General features: G+C 74.9%; 15 protein-coding genes and 1 tRNA gene. 5 read left to right on the top strand and 11 right to left on the bottom strand.

What is annotated here, in order from left to right:
• Positions 1-118: 118 nt before the first annotated feature.
• On the top strand, positions 119-724 hold the full coding sequence (locus Q3Y56_RS11555; protein ID WP_304461868.1) for a response regulator: 606 nt from the start codon (positions 119-121) through the stop codon (positions 722-724).
• Between the two features lie 115 nt (positions 725-839).
• Here Q3Y56_RS11555 and Q3Y56_RS11550 read toward each other — a convergent pair whose 3' ends face one another.
• From Q3Y56_RS11550 to Q3Y56_RS11540, 3 genes are all read right to left on the bottom strand, one after another.
• On the bottom strand, positions 840-2099 hold the full coding sequence (locus Q3Y56_RS11550; protein ID WP_304461867.1) for a sensor histidine kinase: 1260 nt from the start codon (positions 2097-2099) through the stop codon (positions 840-842).
• A gap of 94 nt (positions 2100-2193) precedes the next feature.
• The gene (locus Q3Y56_RS11545; protein ID WP_369696734.1) at positions 2194-4653 is read right to left on the bottom strand and encodes a TOMM precursor leader peptide-binding protein; all 2460 of its coding nucleotides are present in this window, start codon (positions 4651-4653) and stop codon (positions 2194-2196) included.
• A 5-nt stretch (positions 4654-4658) separates the two neighbouring features.
• Positions 4659-4829: a hypothetical protein gene (locus tag Q3Y56_RS11540; protein WP_304461865.1), complete on the bottom strand. Its 171-nt coding sequence runs from the start codon at positions 4827-4829 to the stop codon at positions 4659-4661.
• Between the two features lie 266 nt (positions 4830-5095).
• Here Q3Y56_RS11540 and Q3Y56_RS11535 point away from each other — a divergent pair, with 266 nt between their 5' ends.
• From Q3Y56_RS11535 to Q3Y56_RS11525, 3 genes are all read left to right on the top strand, one after another.
• On the top strand, positions 5096-5920 hold the full coding sequence (locus Q3Y56_RS11535) for an AfsR/SARP family transcriptional regulator (RefSeq protein WP_304461864.1): 825 nt from the start codon (positions 5096-5098) through the stop codon (positions 5918-5920).
• A gap of 144 nt (positions 5921-6064) precedes the next feature.
• Positions 6065-6685: an antibiotic biosynthesis monooxygenase gene (locus Q3Y56_RS11530; RefSeq protein WP_304461863.1), complete on the top strand. Its 621-nt coding sequence runs from the start codon at positions 6065-6067 to the stop codon at positions 6683-6685.
• A 125-nt stretch (positions 6686-6810) separates the two neighbouring features.
• A complete protein-coding gene (locus tag Q3Y56_RS11525) occupies positions 6811-8181 on the top strand; it encodes a nucleotide disphospho-sugar-binding domain-containing protein (protein WP_304461862.1) in 1371 nt (456 codons plus the stop codon).
• 63 nt (positions 8182-8244) lie between these two features.
• Here the strand turns inward: Q3Y56_RS11525 and Q3Y56_RS11520 are convergent.
• The 7 genes from Q3Y56_RS11520 to Q3Y56_RS11490 all read right to left on the bottom strand — a co-directional run bounded on the left by Q3Y56_RS11520 (position 8245) and on the right by Q3Y56_RS11490 (position 15314).
• Positions 8245-8318: transfer RNA gene (locus Q3Y56_RS11520), tRNA-Lys, on the bottom strand.
• 67 nt (positions 8319-8385) lie between these two features.
• Positions 8386-8964 (bottom strand): bifunctional DNA primase/polymerase, encoded by a 579-nt coding sequence (locus Q3Y56_RS11515; RefSeq protein ID WP_304461861.1) that lies wholly within the window; start codon positions 8962-8964, stop codon positions 8386-8388.
• 175 nt (positions 8965-9139) lie between these two features.
• Positions 9140-9511 carry a hypothetical protein gene (locus tag Q3Y56_RS11510; protein WP_304461860.1) on the bottom strand — a complete coding sequence of 124 codons (372 nt, stop codon included), beginning with the start codon at positions 9509-9511 and terminating at the stop codon, positions 9140-9142.
• Positions 9512-9661: 150 nt separating this feature from the next.
• Positions 9662-11035, bottom strand: coding sequence for an AAA domain-containing protein (locus Q3Y56_RS11505; protein WP_304461859.1), 1374 nt, complete (start codon positions 11033-11035; stop codon positions 9662-9664).
• Positions 11036-11408: 373 nt separating this feature from the next.
• Positions 11409-12998, bottom strand: coding sequence for a hypothetical protein (locus tag Q3Y56_RS11500; protein WP_304461858.1), 1590 nt, complete (start codon positions 12996-12998; stop codon positions 11409-11411).
• A complete protein-coding gene (locus Q3Y56_RS11495) occupies positions 12989-14308 on the bottom strand; it encodes a hypothetical protein (protein ID WP_304465555.1) in 1320 nt (439 codons plus the stop codon). Before Q3Y56_RS11495 ends, Q3Y56_RS11500 begins: the two co-directional genes overlap by 10 nt.
• Entirely contained in the window at positions 14274-15314 is a 1041-nt protein-coding gene (locus Q3Y56_RS11490; RefSeq protein ID WP_304461857.1) for a phosphatase PAP2 family protein, read from the bottom strand. Before Q3Y56_RS11490 ends, Q3Y56_RS11495 begins: the two co-directional genes overlap by 35 nt.
• A gap of 334 nt (positions 15315-15648) precedes the next feature.
• Between Q3Y56_RS11490 and Q3Y56_RS11485 the strand changes: the two genes are divergently transcribed.
• Complete coding sequence (locus Q3Y56_RS11485; RefSeq protein WP_304461856.1) at positions 15649-16266, top strand: histidine phosphatase family protein; 618 nt, start codon at positions 15649-15651, stop codon at positions 16264-16266.
• A 101-nt stretch (positions 16267-16367) separates the two neighbouring features.
• Here Q3Y56_RS11485 and Q3Y56_RS11480 read toward each other — a convergent pair whose 3' ends face one another.
• Positions 16368-17912 carry a hypothetical protein gene (locus tag Q3Y56_RS11480; protein ID WP_304465554.1) on the bottom strand — a complete coding sequence of 515 codons (1545 nt, stop codon included), beginning with the start codon at positions 17910-17912 and terminating at the stop codon, positions 16368-16370.
• Between the last annotated feature and the right edge of the window lie 186 nt (positions 17913-18098).

The following is an 18098-nucleotide window of genomic DNA, read 5'->3' as shown; positions in this document are numbered from 1 at the left end:
GGGGTACTGGGTTCTTTCGGGGGCTGACTCCCGGACTGCCCCTCGCCGCGAGCGCAGGCCGAAGGACCGGTCCGGAAAGACGGTGCGCGGCGAACCAGAGTGACGTTCGGGGGGCGACGTGGTCAGGGTTCTCATCGCTGAGGATATGCGGATGCTGCGGCAGGCGCTCGTCGCGCTGCTGGAGCTGGAACCCGACATCGAAGTGGTGGCCGAGCTGTCCAACGGCTCCGACATCCTGCCGCGTGCCACGGAACTCCGGCCCGACGTCGCCGTACTCGACATCGATCTGCCCGGCATGGACGGTCTGACCGCCGCCGCCGCGCTGCACACCGCCGTCCCCGAGTGCCGCACCATGATGCTGACCAGCCTGGGCAGGCCGGGGAACCTGCGCCGGGCGCTGGCCGCACGCGTCTCCGGCTTCCTGCTCAAGGACAGCAGCCCCGACGCGCTCAGCCAGGCGATCAGGGCCGTCGCCAGGGGCGAGCGGGTGATGGACCAGCAGCTCGTGCTGGCGGCGCTGGACAACGAGCCGGAGCCGCTGACGCCACGGGAGCGCGAGGTGCTGCTGCTCGCCTCCGAGGGCGAGGGCGCGGCGCAGATCGCGGCCCGGCTCTACCTGTCGGCAGGCACCGTGCGGAACTATCTGACCTCCGTCGTGACCAAGCTGAACGCCCGCAACCGGGTGGACGCGATCCGCATCGCCCGCGAGGCCGGCTGGCTCTGAGCCGTAGCAGCCGTAACAGCTGTAGCGGCCGTAGTCAGGCGCCAGGCCAGGTGTTCAGAGTGGCGGCCAGGCGTCCTGAGGCGTGCGGTCAGGCCGTGACCGCCGGTCCGTACGGTCAGGCCGTGACCGCCGGTCCGTACTCGTCCTCGGCGCCCCGGTCCTGCCCGCCGCCGGGCCCCGGCACCCCGGCGGGATCCAGCTCGGCCGTCAGCTCGAACCAGCCGTCGGGGCGCACCCCCGCGCTCAGCCGCCCGCCCAGGTGCTCCATCCGGGCCGTGAGGTTGCCCAGCCCGCTCCCGCCGTCGGCGCCGTCGGCACCGTCGCAGCGCAGGATCGTGGACGGCTTGCCCACACCGTCGTTGGCCAGGGTCAGCCGCACCGTACGGTCCCCGCGCAGCGCCTCGATCGTGCAGTGCTGGGCCTTGCTGTGCCGCAGTACGTTGGTCAGCCCCTCGCGCAGCACGCTCGCCAGCACCGTGTCCACCAGGTTCGGCAGCTCCCCGCACTCCAGTCGGGTGGTGGTGTGGATGCCGACCGCCGCGAGCATGGACTGGGCCGTGCCCGCCTCCGCGGTCAGGGACATCCGGCGGTAGCCGCGCGCCACGGTCCGCACGTCCGCGAGGGCCTGCCGGGACGCCTCCAGGATCTCGTGCAGCTCCTGCCGCGCGCGGGAGTTCTGCTCGGGCACCAGGCGGTGTACCAGCTCGCACTTGAGCGTGATCGTGGAGAGGCTGTAGCCCAGCAGGTCGTGGACGTCGCGGGCGAACCGGAGCCGCTCCTGCGCGATGGCCAGCCGGGCCAGCTCGGCGCGCGACCGGTAGACCTCGGAGACCAGACCGGTCAGCCGGGACAGCCCGAAGACCACCAGGCCGGTCAGCGCGGTGGACACGGTGGTGTACGCCACCTCGCCCCACCCGAAGCCCACCTGGAACAGCAGCACATCGGTGGTCGCCATGATCCCGCCGAAGGCGATCCAGGACAGCGGGGACCGCAGCACCAGCAGCGCCGATCCGGCCAGGAACCCCGGTGTGCCCAGCCAGGCGTGCTTGAAGACGGCGAAGGGGAGGAACGTCAGCAGTGCCTGGAGCCCCAGGGTCCAGTGCCGGGCGCCGCTCAGCCGAGGCGCCAGCCCGGGGAAGGAATGGGCGAGTTGGAGGGCCAGCAGAACGGCGAGGGCGGGCAGCAGGGTCAGCATCAGCAAGGCCGCGTCGAGGGCCTTCGCGGAGGGGTGCGCGTCGACGACGTAGGTGACCGCGACGGTGAAGTAGCCGAGGAGGACGACCGCGGTGATGATCACGGCCATGCGCGGCGCGAGGTCGTCCTGGTGTGTCTCCGCGGCGTGCCCGGCGTCATCGGGCACGGGATTGCCCTGCACGCATCCTCCGGATGGTTGTGCCGTATGAGGTGGCTTGCCCGAGAGTATCCGATCTCCACAGCCGCGGAGGTGGGAACGGAAGGAGGCTTGAGGATCACATGAACAACGGAATGGGGTTGAGGCTTTCGTACGCCGTGGGAGCGGCGACGCGGCCCAGCCTCACGGGTACGTCGAAGAGGCGTCCGGGCGCGAACCGCGCCCAGTGCGGCCGCAGTCCGGGGACGCACACCTTGACGACCGGCAGCCCGACGTCAGGGCGCGTCTGGTCCAGGACGAGCAGCTCCAGGCCGTGCGCGCGCACGATCCCCCGTACGGCGCCGAGGCCGCCGGAGGCCGCGCCGTACGCCGTGCCACCGGACCCCCGCCCGCTCGGCGGCGCCCCGGCCGGATCCGGCGCCAGATAGGGCTGCCCGGCCACGGTGGCCGTGCGGAACCAGCGCAGCGCGTCGGGGTCCGCGGTGTCGTATCCGGAACCGTCGGCGCACGCGTGGACCACCGGCGGCAGCATCTGGTTGAGCTCGGCCAGCGCCCGGCGCAGCGCGGTCCGCCGGTCGAAGTGCGCGCCGAACCCGAGGGTGATGTCCTCCGCCGCCTTGTCCGTACGGCGGGAGAGCGCGGCGACCACCGGGACGCCCAGGTCGGCGGTCAGGTCCAGGGCCCACACCTCGCGGTGCAACTCGGCGTGCACCTGCCGCAGCCGTCCGATCCAGGTGTCGCCGGGGGCGGTGAAGGCGTCGAGGTCGAGCCCCGGCTGGCGGGTGCGGTTGTACCACCACAGCGCGACCGCGTCCCGCTCCACCAGCTCCAGGAAGCCCCGCACGACGGCGTCGGCCGGATCGCCGCCCGCCGCCGCGCCGTTGGACGTGGCCAGGCAGTAGCGCCGACCGGGCGGCTGCGGGACGTCGTAGTACAGCAGCGCGGTGGGCATCAGCCGGTGCCGTCCGGCGGTCACCGACCACACGGGCGTCCAGTCGATCTCCGCGTCCGGATCGAACGGATCGCACACCTGGTGCTGCGGCGCGTGGGCCGCGTTCCAGCGGTCGCGGTCGGCGAACTGCCGCTCGGCGTACAGCTGCACCAGGTCCGGATGGACCGCGCTGCCCGGCTCCAGGTCGCGCAGGCGCGCCCGCCGCCGCGGCTCGTCGCCCGCGAAGCGGCCGCTGTGGTGCTCCAGCGCCTCGGCCAGGGCACTGGCTCTGGCCTGCACGGACGTGGCCCCCTTGCCGTGGGCTGCGGCGCGCAGCCCGGCCCGTACGCCGTCGAGACCGGGCCGCGCGGCCGGGCTGACGGGCCCCGGCGTTTCCAGCGGTCCCGGCGGCTTCGGTGTTCCCGGCGTTCCTGGCGTTCCTGGCGGCTCCGGCGCGGGGCGGTGGCGCGCGTGGAAGCAGTTGAGGAAGGTGGGACCGCGCGGATCGCGGCTGATCTCGGACACCAGCCCGGTGAGCGGATCGATCAGATGGGCGTACGTGTCCAGCAGACGGCGGGCGGACGGCTCGGAGGAGGGCGCCGCATCGGCCGGTGGCCCGGGGGAGGGCGCCGGGCCTGCGGACGGTGCTGACGGCAGCGTGAAGGGCGCCCGTACCCGGTCCGCGACCAGCCCCGGATCTCCGCACGCGGGACACTGCGGACGGCGCCGCACCGGATGCCGTTCCCCGGCGCCGGTGAGGCAGTCCAGCGTCCACAGCGCGGACTGGCCGGGGTGCCGGTGCCCGGCCAGCCACCCCGCTGCTTGAACGGCGGTCAACTGGAGCGCCGTGGCCCGGCTCGCGTTCAGCGCGGCGGGCGGGCGCGGCACCGGGGCGCATCGCCCCGACCGCCCGAGCAGGTGGGCCTCGGCCCGCCGCCCCCGCCACAGGCGCTCGGCCAGACAGGACCAGCAGGGCCCGTCCGCGTCGCCGAGGAAGGGCCCGATCCAGATCGTGGTGCCGACCGGCTTGACGGGCAGCCAACTGCGCCCTGCCGTACGGTGTTCCGTGTCGACCTCGGCCAGGGCGGGGTCGAGGTAGTCGTCGCAGACCACCATGGTCAGGGCGGCCTCGTCCGGTTTCGGCACCGGGCGCAGCCCCGCCGCCCGCAGCGCCCGTTGCGCGTCGGCCGGGTCGGTGGAGCCGAGGACGACGGTGGCGGCAGGCTGATCCGCGGTTTCGGCCGTGGTTCCGGTGGTTGCCGTGGTTCCGGTGGTTCTGGTGGTTGCCGTGGTTCTGGTTGTTCTGGTTGTTCCGGTGGTTCCGGTGGTTCCGGTGGTTCCGGTGGACGCGGCGGCCGGGGCGCCCCACGCCAGCGACCAGAAGGCGTCCCGTGGGCCGGGCGCCCGGTCGCTCTCGTACACCAGGCCCGCCGCGCGTAATCGGTCGACGATCCGCGCGCCCTCCTCGGCCGGGACCGCGTGCGCCGCGTCGGCCAGCACCCGGGCCAGGTCCCGGGTGCCGTCGATCAGGGGCGCGAGCGCGGCCGCGTAGCCGCCGTGCAGGGCCGTGACGCTGCGCTCCGAGACCAGGTAGACGGCCTCGCCCGGGACCGGCTCGACCGTCAGGTGCGGTGCGAAGCGCAGCATCCCCATCAGCGGTCGCCGACGGTGCAGATGCAGATGCCGGGCGGCGGGGTGGGCCAGGGGTCCGCGGTAAGGTCCTCGATCACGAGATCGGCTTCGGCGAGACGGACCGGCTCGAGCGGCTGGTTCTGCTCACCTGCCGAACGGCTGGGCGGTGGGGTCGCGATGGCGCTGTTCATGGGGGACATCTCCTCGAGTGCGCACTGGTCGTGGCAAAGGAGCCCGGGTGATGCCCGTGGTGAGGAACGCACCGCGGACCAGTGACTCCTTCATCACCAGGGTGTGAGCTTGTCATGGCGACCGCCACCCAGGATTCATGCCGAGATCGGGAATCCGGCACTGGCCCGGCACACCGCCCGCGCGCGAGGCTCGTATATGCCTCGATGGCGGAGCGCGGCCAGGGGGCATCCGACTGATGTATGACGGGTGACGGAGGTACGGATCCATGGACATCAAGCTGTTGGGCCCGCTCAGCGTCGAGGCGTGCGGTCAATCGATCGTGCCCAGCGCGGGGAAGCCGCGGCAGATCCTTGCACTGCTGTCCGTCTACGCCAACCAGATGCTGCCGGTTCCCACTCTGATGGAGGAGATCTGGGGCGCGGATATGCCACGCAGCGCGCTCACCACACTCCAGACGTACATCCTCCAGCTCCGCCGCCGGCTGGCCGCCGCGTACGGGCCGCAGGCCCCGCAGGCGTCCAAGGCGGTCCTGGCCACCCGCTACGGGGGATATCTCCTGGAGGCCGAACCGGGCGCGGTGGACGTCCATGAATACGACCGTCTGGTGGCCGCGGGCAACGACGCGCTGGACGCGGGGGACGACGGGGAGGCGTCCCTGCTGTTCAGTGAGGCCCTGGCGGTCTGGCGCGGCCCCGCCCTGGTGGACGTGCGGGTCGGCCCCATCCTGGAGATCGAGGTGGCCCGGCTCGAGGAGAGCAGGCTCGGCGTCCTGGAGCGCCGGATCGAGGCCGACCTGCGCCTGGGCCGCCATGCGGCGCTGCTGACCGAGCTGACCGAGCTGACGGCCCGTCACCCGCTGCACGAGGGGCTGCACGCCCAGTGCATGGCGGCGCTCTACCGCGCGGGACGCCCGTGGCAGGCGCTGGAGGTCTACCAGGGACTGCGCTCGCGTCTGGTGGAGGATCTCGGCCTCGAACCCTCGCCGCGGCTGCGGAAGCTCCAACAGGCCGTCCTCGCCTCCGATCCCGCCCTCGACCTGGACCTGGGCGGCGGGTGGCGGCGGCCGGTGCTGGATCTGTTCGCCGCCTGACGGGCCACCCTGATACGTCCCGGCACACCCTCCCCCGCCGGGTCGGTCACGGCTCCGCTCCCCGTTCCCCGCGCGGGAGAGCGGAGCCGTGGTGGTTCGACCGCACCCGACGACCAGGCCCCGCTGACGGAAGGCGGCACCGCCATGCCCGGCCCCCTGCGGCACTCCACCGGACTGTTCACCGTCGTCACCACCTTCACCCTCCATCACCCCGACCGGGACGAGGAGTTCGAGCGCCACTTCGGCCACCACGCGTCCTGGCTCCGCGCCCAACCGGGCTTCGACTCGCACCAGGCGGTGCGGCTCGCCGACTGCCCCGCCACGTACGTCGACCTCAGCCGCTGGCGCAATCCGGAGAGCTTCCAGCGCGCCCGCAGCAGCCCGAGGTTCCAGGCCCACGCGCGGGAGTTCCGGTCGCTGGCCGAGGTGGAGGTCGATCCGTCGCGCAACGTGCTGCGCTCGGGCGACAACGACATCTCCGAGGGGGCTCCCGCGCTCGTCGTGGAATGGCTGGTCGCCGAGGGCATGAACCTCGGCGAATTCGACCGCGCCTACGCCGCGTTCATGACGGACCTGTGCGACCGCGAGGGATTCCTCCACGCCGACCTGACCAGGTCGCTGATCAAGCCCGGTGCCTACCTCTTCGTCACCTGGTGGGTCACCGCCGACGCCTGGCGGGCCGCCCGCCGGTCCGCCCCCGCCACCGGCGCGGCGGAGTCCGCCGTGCACCTCACCGCGGTCCAGGCGGCCGGTCGTGCCCGCTGATCCGTACCCGCTGGTTCGTGCCGCTGATCCGCGCGGCTGATCCAAACCGCTGTTCCGCACCGCTGGTTCGCGCGGCTGGTCCAAACCGCTGATCCGTACCGCTGATCCGCACGGAAGGGGGACTCGTGCGCGTTCTGTTCACCACCCGGTCCGCCGGCGGCCGTCTCGCCCCGCTGCTGCCGCTGGCGCGTTCCTTCGTCGCGGCGGGGCACGGGGTACGGGTCGCGGTGCCGCCGGGGTGTGCCGAGGCCGTCGCCCGCGCCGGACTGCTCGCCGTACTCGTCGGCCCGCAGCTCGCGGCCGTCTCGCCGCGCGGGGCGGCGCCGATGGCGCTGCCGGGCTTGCCAGGAGTCTGGCCCGACAACTGGCCGCTGCACCCCGCTTCGCTGACCGGCGCCCAGCACGCCGTGCTCCGGGCGACAGCCGCCGCACGGCTGCGCGCGGCCGAGGCGATGGCCCCGGACCTGGTCGCCTTCGCGCGCTGCTGGGAGCCCGATCTCGTCGTCCACGACGCGAGCTCGTACGCGGGCATCGTCGCCGCCGCCGTGCTGGGCGCGCCCGCCGTCAGCCAGCTCTCCGGGAGCGCCGCGATCATCCGGCTGGACCGCCACCGCCTCGACGGACCCCCGCTGCCGGGCTTCGCCCGCCTGCTGGAGCGGTACGGCGCCGACCCGGCCACCGAGCCGGACCTGTGGCTCGACCCGTGCCCGCCGAGTATGGCGCTGCCGTCCGCGGAACGCCGACTGCGCGTACGGTTCGTCCCGCCGCCCCTGGATCCGGCGACGGCGGCGCGGCTGCGGCACATGGCGGGCCGGTACGACAGGCATCCCGGCACCAGGCCCGGACCGCTCCGCGGCACCGCTTCCGGCGCCTCGCGCGACGGCTCCCCGGCCGGGACGCGGGGCGACGCGCGGCCTCGTGACCCAGGCGGCCCACCGGGGAGCGCGGCGTACGGCCGCGCGTCGGACGGGGTGGTCCGCCGGGCGTTCGCCGGGCCGCGCGTCTGCGTGGCCTGGGACGATCCGGCGGGCCTACCGGAACCGGTGCGGTCGGTGGTGCGGCAGGTCGAGGCGCGCGGGATACGGATCATCCGGACGGGGAGCGCCGCGGGGCCGCTGCACGTGCTGCTGCCCGGTTGCCGTGCCGTACTGCACCAGGGCAGCGGGGGCGCCGCGCTCACGGCGGCGCTGACCGGCGTTCCGCAGTTGATCGTGCCGCCCCGTCCCGAGCAGCGGCTCAACGCCGCACAGCTGGCGCGCGTGGGGGTCGCACGGGTGTGGATACCACCGGGCGGCGGCCCCCGGCGCCCACCCGGCCCGCCGGGGCCGGCGCCCGCCGCCCGGCCCGCCACCGCGGAGACACACCTGATCGACAATCTGTTCGCCTTGGTGGAGCAGCCGCGCTACGCCGCGGCCGCGGAGCGGCTCCGCGGCGAGATGCTGGCCATGCCGGGGCCGGACGACGCGGTGGCCCGGCTGGCCTCGGCCGTCGGGTGACATCGGCACCGGCGGGCGGGCACGAAGAAGGCCCCCACCGAAGTGAGGGCCTTCTTCCGTCTGTGCGCCGCCAGGGACTCGAACCCCGGACCCGCTGATTAAGAGTCAGCTGCTCTAACCAACTGAGCTAGCGGCGCTCGCTGACGTAAGAGACCTTAGCACCCCGATCCGGCTGAACGAAAATCGATAATTCCGTCCCCCTGATCAGCGCGGGGAGACGGCGGGTGTGCTGGTCAGCGACGTGCGGCCGGGGGTGCCGGCGTCGCCGCGAGCGGCCCGTACGCAGGCCCACAGCAGCACGTCGGGCCCGGGGAGCCACGGGTCGCGGACCTCGGGGGCGACCAGCCAGCGGCCCGGGGGCGGGCCGTCCGGATCGGTCTGCTCCACCGGCCGCAGGGGCGGAACGGTCACCGCGTCCCCCGTCCCGTGGCACAGCAGCGGCGGTGCGTCCGCGCCCCACTCCTCCCAGCGGAGCAGGGCGGGCAGCCGCTGCGCGGTGCCGGGTCGGGCGAACATCAGCACCCGGCCGCGCTGCGTCGCCACCGGGCCGGTCCCCGGGCCGTCGGCCCATAACCGGTTCACCATCCGGCGGCCGAAGAGCGCGGGCGCGCTGATCAGGTCGAAGGTGACACCGCACGGCAGCACGATCGAGGTGCCGGGTCGCTCGGCCCACAGGGCGCGCACGCTGCGCGGGAAGGGGCTCGCCGAGGCCAGCCATTCGGCTCCGGCGGCGGTGACGTGCGCGGCGGTGTGCTGCTGTGATTCCCGAGGCCATGTGGTCATGCCGACCAGATCTAGTGGCGGGTTGCGTTCCGGTTACGTCGAACCGACAAAACCGGGACAGGACCGTGCGGGGAGGAGTATCTTGCGCCGAACAAATATGCCAACGGCTCATGATCTGCGATCATGAGCCGCCTTTCGCGCCGGCGCCGAGCCCTCGTCGCTCCCGCGAACCTCGTCACTCCCGATGGCCGCTGTCGCCCATCAGCTCGCGACCGAACTCCACCATCTTCTTGGCGTAGTCCTCCGTCCACTCCGCCTGCTCCGCGATCAGCGCCGTGGGCAGCCGGTCGAAGCGGCGCGGATCGGCCAGCTGCGCCGCCGCCATGGCCTGGTACTCCATCGCCCGGTCCGTCGCCGCGCGGAACGCCAGCACCAGCTCCGTGGAGCGGGAGAGCAGCTCGCGCGGGTCCTCGATCGACTCCAGGTCGAAGAAGTGCTCGGGATCGGCCGCGGCTTCCGTCGGCTCGAAGAGCAGCGGCGCGGGTTTCAGCCGCCGCTGGGTGTCGGCGCTGGTGCGTTGGCGGGGAGCCGACTGCGGCTCGGACATGTACGTACCTCCCGGATCGTCTGCCGCATTCCATTGTCCCGCCGAGCGCAAGTGGCCCCGGCACGTACCCGCCCGGTGTATCCCGTACCCGGGCATGCGCGGCCCCGTCTCATGGCCGCCAAGCGACGCGGTGTTCCGGTCCGTTGCCGGTCAGGGGCGCCAGGGAACGCGGTGTTCGGTGAGGTGGGCGAGGACCGCGTGGTGGGCCTCCCAGCCGTCGGGGAACTTCACCGTGACCCCCAGCTGCACCGGCTCCGTCGACGGATGCTCGTCCAGCAGCTCCGCCACCCCGGCGCGGCACACGACCACGCACGCGTGCCGGTGCCGTGACGCGAGCACGCACAACCGCCCCGTCTCCAGATGGAACGCCGTCGCGTCCGGCCGCCCGGACAGCGGGTGCAGCACCACCGTCACGTCGAATTCCCGGCCCTGGAGCCGGTTCGCGGTGTCGACGGCGACCCCGGAGACGCCCAGCGCGGCCAGCGCCGCCCGTACCGCCGCCGCCTGGTCCCGGTGCGCGGTGCCCACCGCGATCCGGTCCGCCGTCACCGGCACCGGGTCGGGCGACCGCTCGCTGGTCGCCACCCCACCCCGGTCCAGCATCCGCCGCACCACCTGCGCCACGGCCCGTACCGCCTCCGGGTCCGTACGCGGCGTACGGCGCGCGGGCAGCTCCAGCAGCCCCCAGCCGGACTCCGCGGCCTCGTCCAGCACCCGGTCCGGGCCCGAGCCGTCCGAGGCCACGCCGAACGAGAGCCGCCGGTCGCCGTGGCCCGTGCCGCTGCGGAACCGCGCGTACGGATAGAAGGCGTCCGACACCAGGGGCGCCGCGGACGCGGGAAGCCGCCACGACACGGGCAGCCGGTGCTGCGGCAGCCCCGGGTTGTGCGCGAGCAGGGTGGCGACGGCGCTCGCCGACGGGTCGTACGACAGCCCCGCCCACTGCTCGGTGCCCACCACGCTGAACGGGTCCAGCTGCCCGGGGTCGCCGACGAACAGCGCCCGCTCGAACAGCCCCGCGACGGCGAGCAGCGCATCCGACCGCATCTGGTACGCCTCGTCGACGATCGCGTGCCGCCACGGCTCGACGTTCCTGACGTGCGCCCACTTCGCGGCCGTCGAGACCACGACGTCCAGGCCCGCCAGGTCGGACACCTTGGCGGACTTCACCACGCGCTGGTGCCCGTCCAGCACCGGGTCGTACGGATGGGCGTCGCTGCTGTGCAGCCGCCCGATCGGCAGCTCGGGGTCCTCCCTGGCCAGCCGGTCCACCAGGTCGTCCACCTGGGCGTTGGTCTGCGCGACGACCATCAGCGGCCGCCCGGCGGCGGCCAGCTCGCGGGCCGCGCGCACCACCAGGGTCGACTTGCCCGCGCCGGGCGGGGAGTCGACGACCACGCCGCGGTGCGCGCCGTGCAGCGTCTCGTGCAGGATCGCCTCGGTCGCGCGGGCCGCCGCCGCGGCGGGATCGAAGGCGGTGGCCCCCGCCGAGCGACCCGCGTCCTTCGTCGTGGGGCCGGTCACAACGCCCCCTGGCAGTCGTGTCCCGAGCCGCGTCCCGACCGCGACGGGACCACTCGTGCCGCCGCGACGCACTCCGCGGGCGACGTCCGGTCCACCGGCCCGAGCGCGCGCCCTGGGGCCGTGGCGCCGACAGGTGTCCACGCTGCTGCGACGCGGGCGTCCCGCCGCCTGCCGGACGTGGTGTGGGCCACCGGCCGGGGCCCGCGCCCTGGGGCCTCGGCGTGGACCCGCCGCCCGGCGCGCGGGGCGTCGGGCCGGGACGGCGCGGGCCGGGGCCGGGGCGGCTCCGCGGCCCGGATCGGGTCGTCGGCGGCACGGCGGTCGGGCGCGGCCGACCGCGCAGACCGGCTCTCGGCGGCCGGGGGCGTGCCCCTCACAGATGGTCCTCCTCGGTCACGGGGTCGGGCCGGGTGGCGGCGTCGTCCTCGCCGGGGGCGGCCGGAGGGCCGCCGTGGGTCCACGGCGTACGCTCCGGATCGGGCAGCTCCGGCCCGCCGCGCGGCGCGTGCTCGAACAGCGTCCAGCACACCTGGTCACCCTCCGCGGGCACCGAACCCGGGGCCGGGGTTCTGCCCCGCCCCATCCCGCCGGTCAGCCGCACCACCACACCGCCGCCCGACGCGTACCCGGCGAACTCCCCGGGCTGCGTCTTCCCGTCCGGCAGCTCGCGGAACAGCTTCGCCTCCTCGGCCAGCTGCGGACGGTCCTCGGTGACGACCGTGACGAGCGGCCGCGGCCTGGGCGACTTCCCCTCCGACCAGGCCATCTCCACCGCGGCGACCCGCCCGGCGAAAGCCTCCCCGGCCAGCCGCCGCCCCGCCATGACCAGGGGGTCGTCCAGCGCCTCGTCCGCGTCCAGCTGGGCCTGGGCGGTCTCCCGCGCCATGAGCTTCCGCGCCGCCGTCACCGCGTCGTCCCACTTGGGCTGCGGCGGCTCGCCCGCCCGCACCCGGTCCCGGTGGCCGGTGTACGACCAGCGGTCGCGCTTCCAGCGCTCGCCGACCCGCGCCCCCTCGGGGAGGGCCCGCAGCAGATCCACCGCCCGCCACACGGCCTGCCACGTCGGCCGCAGCTGGCCCGCGACCAGCTCCCGCAGCTCCTCCTCGGCTCCGCGCAGCCGGGCCGCCGCGCCGGGCACCCCGTCGGCCAGGGCGCTGCGCGCCGTGTCGTACCGCGTCATCGCCGGGGCCAGCCGGGCGTTGTCGAACTCCGGGTCGGTGGCCGGTCCCGCGGGCGGGCAGGTCAGGAGCCCGTCCGCGTCCCGCTCCAGCTCGGCCCGGAGCGCCGCCTCCGCCCCCGACAGGCCCTCCGGGGGGTCGATCCAGCCGAGCAGGGCCCCCAGATGCTGGTCCTCCAGCGCGCTCTGGCCGGTCGCCCAGTGCCGTCCGAGCAGATCGGTCACCGCGAGCAGCAGCGACGACCCGGGGACCCGGGACCGCTCGCCGTAATGCGTCAGCCACCGGCCGAGCAGCGGTACCCGCGGGGGCGCGGGGAAGGGCGTCCGCGGATCCTGCTCCGCCGTCCGCCGGAACCGCATCGAGCGGCCCAGCAGCCGTACGAACTCCACGCCCGGCCCGCTGGGCACCAGCAGCTGCGGGGCGTCCGCGCACAGCTCGACCTCCACCGGGACCTTCTTCCCGGTCTCCGGATCGGTCTCCTTGCGCTCCTCGGTCTCGACGTCGTCCGCGTACCCCTCCAGGTACGGCAGCATCTCCTCGGCCAGCTCCGCGAGGAACGCGAACCGCAGGTCCCGGTCGCGCGGCTGCGCCACGACCAGCAGCCGGGGCGCGTCCCGCTCGGTGCCCACCAGCGCCCCGAGCGGCGCGCCCGCCTCACCGGCGGTCGTCAGCGGTACGAAGACCATGGGGCGGTCGGACAGACGGCGGTGCCGCACGGTGGCGGCGGGCCGCGCCCGGCCGTCCCTGACGGCCTCCATCCGGGCCAGCGTGGTGATCAGCGACACGCCGCCTCCCCGTGACGCGCAGTCTCCTGCTCGCGTCCCGCCGCTTCTCCGCTGCCTGCCGCCTCCCCGCGACACGCCGCTTTTCCGCTGCCTGCCGCCTCCCCGCGACACGCCGTTTCTCCGTGGCCCGCCGCCTCCGCGTGGCCCGCCGCCGGGCGGGCGGCCGGCGCGCCGGCCAGCGCCTCGGCTCGGAGCACCGCCGCCCGCCGCAGCGCCTCGACGGCGGGGTCGCCGGGATCGGCAGACGGGCCGATCTCGTACCGCGCCGCCGCGAGGACGTCCGCCACCGTCGCCAGACCGCCCAGTTCCCCGCGCGCCCCGCGCCCCAGGGCCTCGACCGAACCCACCGCGCGGGCCCGCTGACGGCAGTGGAACGCCAGCTCGCACGCGGCCAGGCACTCCGGTGCGTACGCCGCGTCGACCGCGTCCACCGCCGCGGCCAGTTCCGCCGCGGGCCGGGTGGGCGTCCTGCCGTCGTCCGCCAGGCGCAGATCGAAGGTGGTGCCTCCGGGCAGCGCGGCGGCGATCTCCTCGACCCGGGTGAGCCGGGTCAGCTGGCGCCGGGTGACGGACCGCTGCTTGCGCACGTCGACCAGTTCCGCCGTCGGCAGGTTGGAGAAGTCCTTGGGGCAGACCAGCAGCGCGTGGGCGTGGACCCGGTCCGGGCCGCCGATCCGCTCGGCCACCCGCTCCAGCGCCAGGACGTACACCGCGGCCTGGCGCGCGGCCGCGCCGACCTTGGCGGGGTCCGCCGCCCCGTCGATCAACGGGAAGGACTTGATCTCCACGACGGTCCAGGTGCCGTCGGGCCGCACCACCACCGCGTCCGGCTCCAGGAACGCGGGCGACCCCGCCACGTCCAGACTCACCATCGGGTGGTCCAGCAGGGCCCATCGCCCGGCGGCCGTGGCCTCGCGCAGGGCCAGCGCCGTACGCGCCGTACGCCCCTGCGGACCCACCGCCGTCAGATCGGGGGACAGCACCGTGCCCGGCTCGGGGGCGGGCAGCCCGGAGGCCGCGCCGCCCAGCCGCTCGTACAGCAGCCGCAGCAGCTCCGCGCCGCCGTCCGCCGTGACGCGCGCCTCGAAGACGTTGCCGCGCTGGTGCGCGAACTGCGACTGCCCGAACGTCGCGGGGGAGCCCAGGGCCCGGGCCAGCGCGCGCTTGTCGATCCCGGCGCCGTCCAGCAGGGTCCGGCGGCGGCAGCCGGGGTTGGCCGCCAGCGCGGCGAGGGCCCGCGCGTCCAGCGGCTGCGGTACGGCGGGCCCGCGCAGCTCAGCGAGCTGTTGCCGCAGCGCTGCCGTCGGCAGCGGCCGCGGGCTCCGCGGCGCCGGTGTCCGCTTCCCCGCCGCGGCCTCCGCCGTGCTGTCGAGGGATACGTTCGCGTTCACGCGCCGAAGTCTGGCATCCGCCACTGACATCCGCGGCGCTCTCGGCCTTTTCGGCGCCGACGGCGACCCGGGCGGTGGCGACCCGCGCGACGGCCGTGCCGCCCGCTTCAGCAGCGGCGGCGACCGGTGCGGCCGTGGCCTCGGCGGTGTCCGCGGCGCCTCGGCGGCCGCGGATCCGGTCGATCATCCGCATCATGGGCCGGGCCAGCAGCGCGGCGACCCCCATGGTGGCTATCCCGGCCGCCCCGTCCATGAAGTAGTGGTTCGCCGTCCCCATGACGATCAGAAGGATGCTCAGCGGGTACACCACCGCCGCGAACTTGGCCCACAGGGAGCGCCCGTGGGCCCACAGGGCCACACCGCACCACAGCGCCCAGCCCACATGGAGGCTCGGCATGGCCGCGAACTGGTTGGTGAAACCGCCGAGCCCGCGCGGCGCGCTCGCCTCGCCGCCCCACCAGCCGTACTCGCTGTAATGCGCCATCCCGTCGACGAACCCGTAGGCGTCGTCCAGCAGCCGCGGCGGGCAGGTCGGCATCAGGGAGAAGCCGACCAGGCCTATCAGGGTCGCGACCAGCAGCCAGGTGCGGAAGAACCGGTAACTCGCCTGCCGCCGCTTCCACAGCCACACCAGGACCGCCGGGGTGGCCACGTAGTGCAGCGACGCGTACGCGAAGTCCGCCGGGACCCCCACCCAGGCGTGGTCGATGAATATCCGGTTCAGAGGAGTCTCGAAGTCGATATGGAGATCTCTCTCCAGCCGGAGTATCCCCAGGCCGTTGTCGACGGCCGTCGACACGTCGCCACGGGCCAGCAGCCGACCGGCCGAGTACACGGCGTACACCACGGCGATCAGCGGCAGCTCGGTCCACCAACGTGGCCGAGTGCCCGGCGATGCTCCGGTGCGGGGCACGGTGAGGGGCATCCGGACGCTCTCCAAAAAGTCAGGCGGGCCACGATTGGCGCGCATCAAACCGTACGGCGTAAGCGAAACGCCTCGCGCACCGGCCCCTGAAGCGTCCGGCAGAGCGGACCGAAACCGGGAGATAGGCCCACAGACCGGCGCGGTCACGCACTGGCGGGCTCCCCTGTGGCGCAGTCGCGTGTGAGCGGGAAGACGCGGCCGCCGGACCTTGGGTTGCCTTCCGAGGCACCCTGGGGCACCCCGGGGCGAGGCTTCGATCACGTGAGCGATGATGGGAGGGCGGCAGAGCGGCTCTGCCGTGATATCTCGCGAAACCCGGCGAAAGGCCCCTTTCATGGCACCGCGCATCCTGCTCGCCCGGCACGGACAGACGCAGTGGTCGCTGGCAGGCAAGCACACCGGCCGTACGGACATCCCGCTGCTGGACGAGGGTCGGCGCGGGGCCAAGCTGCTGGGGGAGCGGTTGCACCGCGCGCCCTGGTCGGGCCTGCCGGACGTCGAGGTCCGTACGAGCCCGCTGGTCCGCGCGAAGGAGACCTGCGAGCTGGCGGGCTTCGGCGACCGGGCGCAGGAGTGGGACGCGCTGATGGAGTGGGACTACGGCGCGTACGAGGGCATGACCGGGGCCGAGATCACCGCGATCCGGCCCGGCTGGTTCATCTGGCGGGACGGGGTCCCGGTGGGCTCCCCCGAGGCGCAGACGCCGGGGGAGACGCTGGCGCAGCTCGCGGCGCGGGCCGACACGGTCGTGGAGTGGGCGCGTTCGGCCGACCGCGATGTGCTGGTCTTCGCGCACGGCCACATCCTGCGGACGCTCGCCGCCCGCTGGCTCGGCCTCGACGCGTCCTTCGCGGCCAGGCTGCGGCTCGACCCGACCTCCCTGTCCATCCTGGGCTGGGCCTACGGAGAGCCCGCGATCGAGCGCTGGAACGACACCGGCCACCTGGCCTGAACCGGCGGCCACCTGGCCTGAGTGGCCACCTGACCTGAGCCGGCCCGGCTCGACCGCCGACGCTTCGGACCGCCGACGCCTCGGACCGGGCTCTCCCAGCGCTACCTCCCCCGGACTCCGTCCGGGAGGTGCCCCCAGGAGACGCCCCCAGCGCTCCGATGGCGGGCGAGGAAGGCCGCGACGGCCGCGTTCCCCGAGTGCGGCCGCAGGGCGCGGGCCGCCTCGTCGAGCATGACCCTGATCCTGCCGGACCGCACCCGGTCCAGCAGCTCCAGCGTGCGGCTCGCCGCCGCGGCGGCCTCCTCCGCGGCTCCGCCCCCGGCCAGGTCGACCGCCAGCTCGGCCGTGTACAGCGCGGTGTTGCGGGCGAAGTGCGGATCCTGGAGCGCCACCGCGCGCCGCGCGTGCCCGGCCGCCCGCTGCCAGTCGCCCAGCATCGACCAGCACTGGGCCTCCAGGCCGGTCAGTTCGGCCGCGCCGAAGAAGGTCATCCACTCCGGATCGGCGTCCGACGGGCCGCGGTCGAACAGCCGGTGCGCCCGCAGCATCGCGTGCTCGCACGCCGTACGGTCCCCGAGCCCGGCCCAGCCGCCCGCCTCGCGCAGCGCCAGCAGTGACAGCAGCCGCGGTGAGTCGAGGTGCCGCGCGGCCTGCTGCCCGGCCTGCGCGGCGCGTACGGCCTCGCGGGGGCACCCGGCGTCGCGCGCGAGGAACGCGATGTTGCAGAAGGCGTGCGCCTCCAGCGCCCGGTCGTCGGCGATGCGGGCGGCGGCCAGCGCCTCCGCGTAGTGGGAGCGGGCGTCGGCGAAGCGCCCGGAGTCGTGTGCCAGCCAGCCGACGGAGATGGCCAGTTCACCGGTGCCCGCGTGCAGCCGGTCGGTGACCGCCTGGCGGCGGGCGCCCGCGTCCAGGAGGGCGTACGCCGTGCGCAGCGGCTGGGCGGCGCGCGCGTACAGGCCGTCGGCGCCGAACCGGTCGTCGAAGACCCGGATGCGGCGCACCGCATCCTCCACGGCGACCGCCTCGGACTCCCCGACGCGGCGGGGCTCGGGGGCCGGTCCGGCGCTCCGGGACGGGGCGGCCATGGCGGCCGGGCCGCCGGTGATGAACGCGCGACGCAGCACGTCGCTCTCCTTGCACAGGTCAGAGGGGTACGGGTCGGGTGAGTGAGGGGCGGAGGGGGGCGGGTCGAGGTGTTCCGCGCCCACCGGCTCCGGATCGCGCGGGTGCGGCGCGGCCGGATACGGACCGTGGGGGTACGGATGGGGGTGCAGAGCTGCCGGATACGGGTCGCGGGCGGACGGAACGGGGGAGCGCGGACCGGGGGAGCGCGGACCGGACCCGCGCGGCGCGGAGTCCGGCTCCCTCGGAGGCGGTACGCCCGTCCCCTGGTCGCCGGCGGTACCCGCACCCGCGCGCGCGGCGTGCCCGCGGACGGCCTCACGCGGCACGAACCCCAGATCCGTCAGCGCCAGGCCGGGGAACATGTGCAGGAACACCCGCTCGTAGGCGTAGTTGGGGCAGCGGATGGCCCCGGACTCGACCCGGCCGATGTAGCGGGCGTCACACGAGACCTGTTCGCCGATCTCCCGCGCGGCCCGCCGCACGGCCGCGGCGAACTCGGCCGCCGAGAGCGGCCCGCGCAGCCGCCGGAACGCGGCGTTGGGGCGCGGTTCCGCGGTGTCCCCCCGAGGGCCTGCCGCCCCGGACGGCGGAGCCCCGGCCGACGCCCCCGGGGGCGGGGCCACCTCGGGCGCGGGTGTCGCGGACGGTGCCCCGGGCTCCGGCGACGGCGGCGGTATCGACCCCGGCGGCAGTGCTCCCGGACGCAC

This window comes from Streptomyces sp. XD-27, assembly GCF_030553055.1.
In the GTDB taxonomy this organism is placed as follows: Bacteria; Actinomycetota; Actinomycetes; order Streptomycetales; family Streptomycetaceae; genus Streptomyces.
Note: the sequence above shows the minus strand (reverse complement) of the source record. Positions and strands in the feature narration are given on the sequence as shown.

Bases quoted from the DNA above. Each gene is read 5' to 3' on its own strand.
- Q3Y56_RS11545 (WP_369696734.1), bottom strand. From the start codon at position 4,653: ATGCTGCGCTTCGCACCGCACCTGACGGTCGAGCCGGTCCCGGGCGAG.
- Q3Y56_RS11540 (WP_304461865.1), bottom strand. From the start codon at position 4,829: ATGAACAGCGCCATCGCGACCCCACCGCCCAGCCGTTCGGCAGGTGAG.
- Q3Y56_RS11535 (WP_304461864.1), top strand. From the start codon at position 5,096: ATGGACATCAAGCTGTTGGGCCCGCTCAGCGTCGAGGCGTGCGGTCAA.
- Q3Y56_RS11530 (WP_304461863.1), top strand. From the start codon at position 6,065: ATGCCCGGCCCCCTGCGGCACTCCACCGGACTGTTCACCGTCGTCACC.
- Q3Y56_RS11515 (WP_304461861.1), bottom strand. From the start codon at position 8,964: ATGACCACATGGCCTCGGGAATCACAGCAGCACACCGCCGCGCACGTC.
- Q3Y56_RS11510 (WP_304461860.1), bottom strand. From the start codon at position 9,511: ATGTCCGAGCCGCAGTCGGCTCCCCGCCAACGCACCAGCGCCGACACC.
- Q3Y56_RS11490 (WP_304461857.1), bottom strand. From the start codon at position 15,314: ATGCCCCTCACCGTGCCCCGCACCGGAGCATCGCCGGGCACTCGGCCA.
- Q3Y56_RS11485 (WP_304461856.1), top strand. From the start codon at position 15,649: ATGGCACCGCGCATCCTGCTCGCCCGGCACGGACAGACGCAGTGGTCG.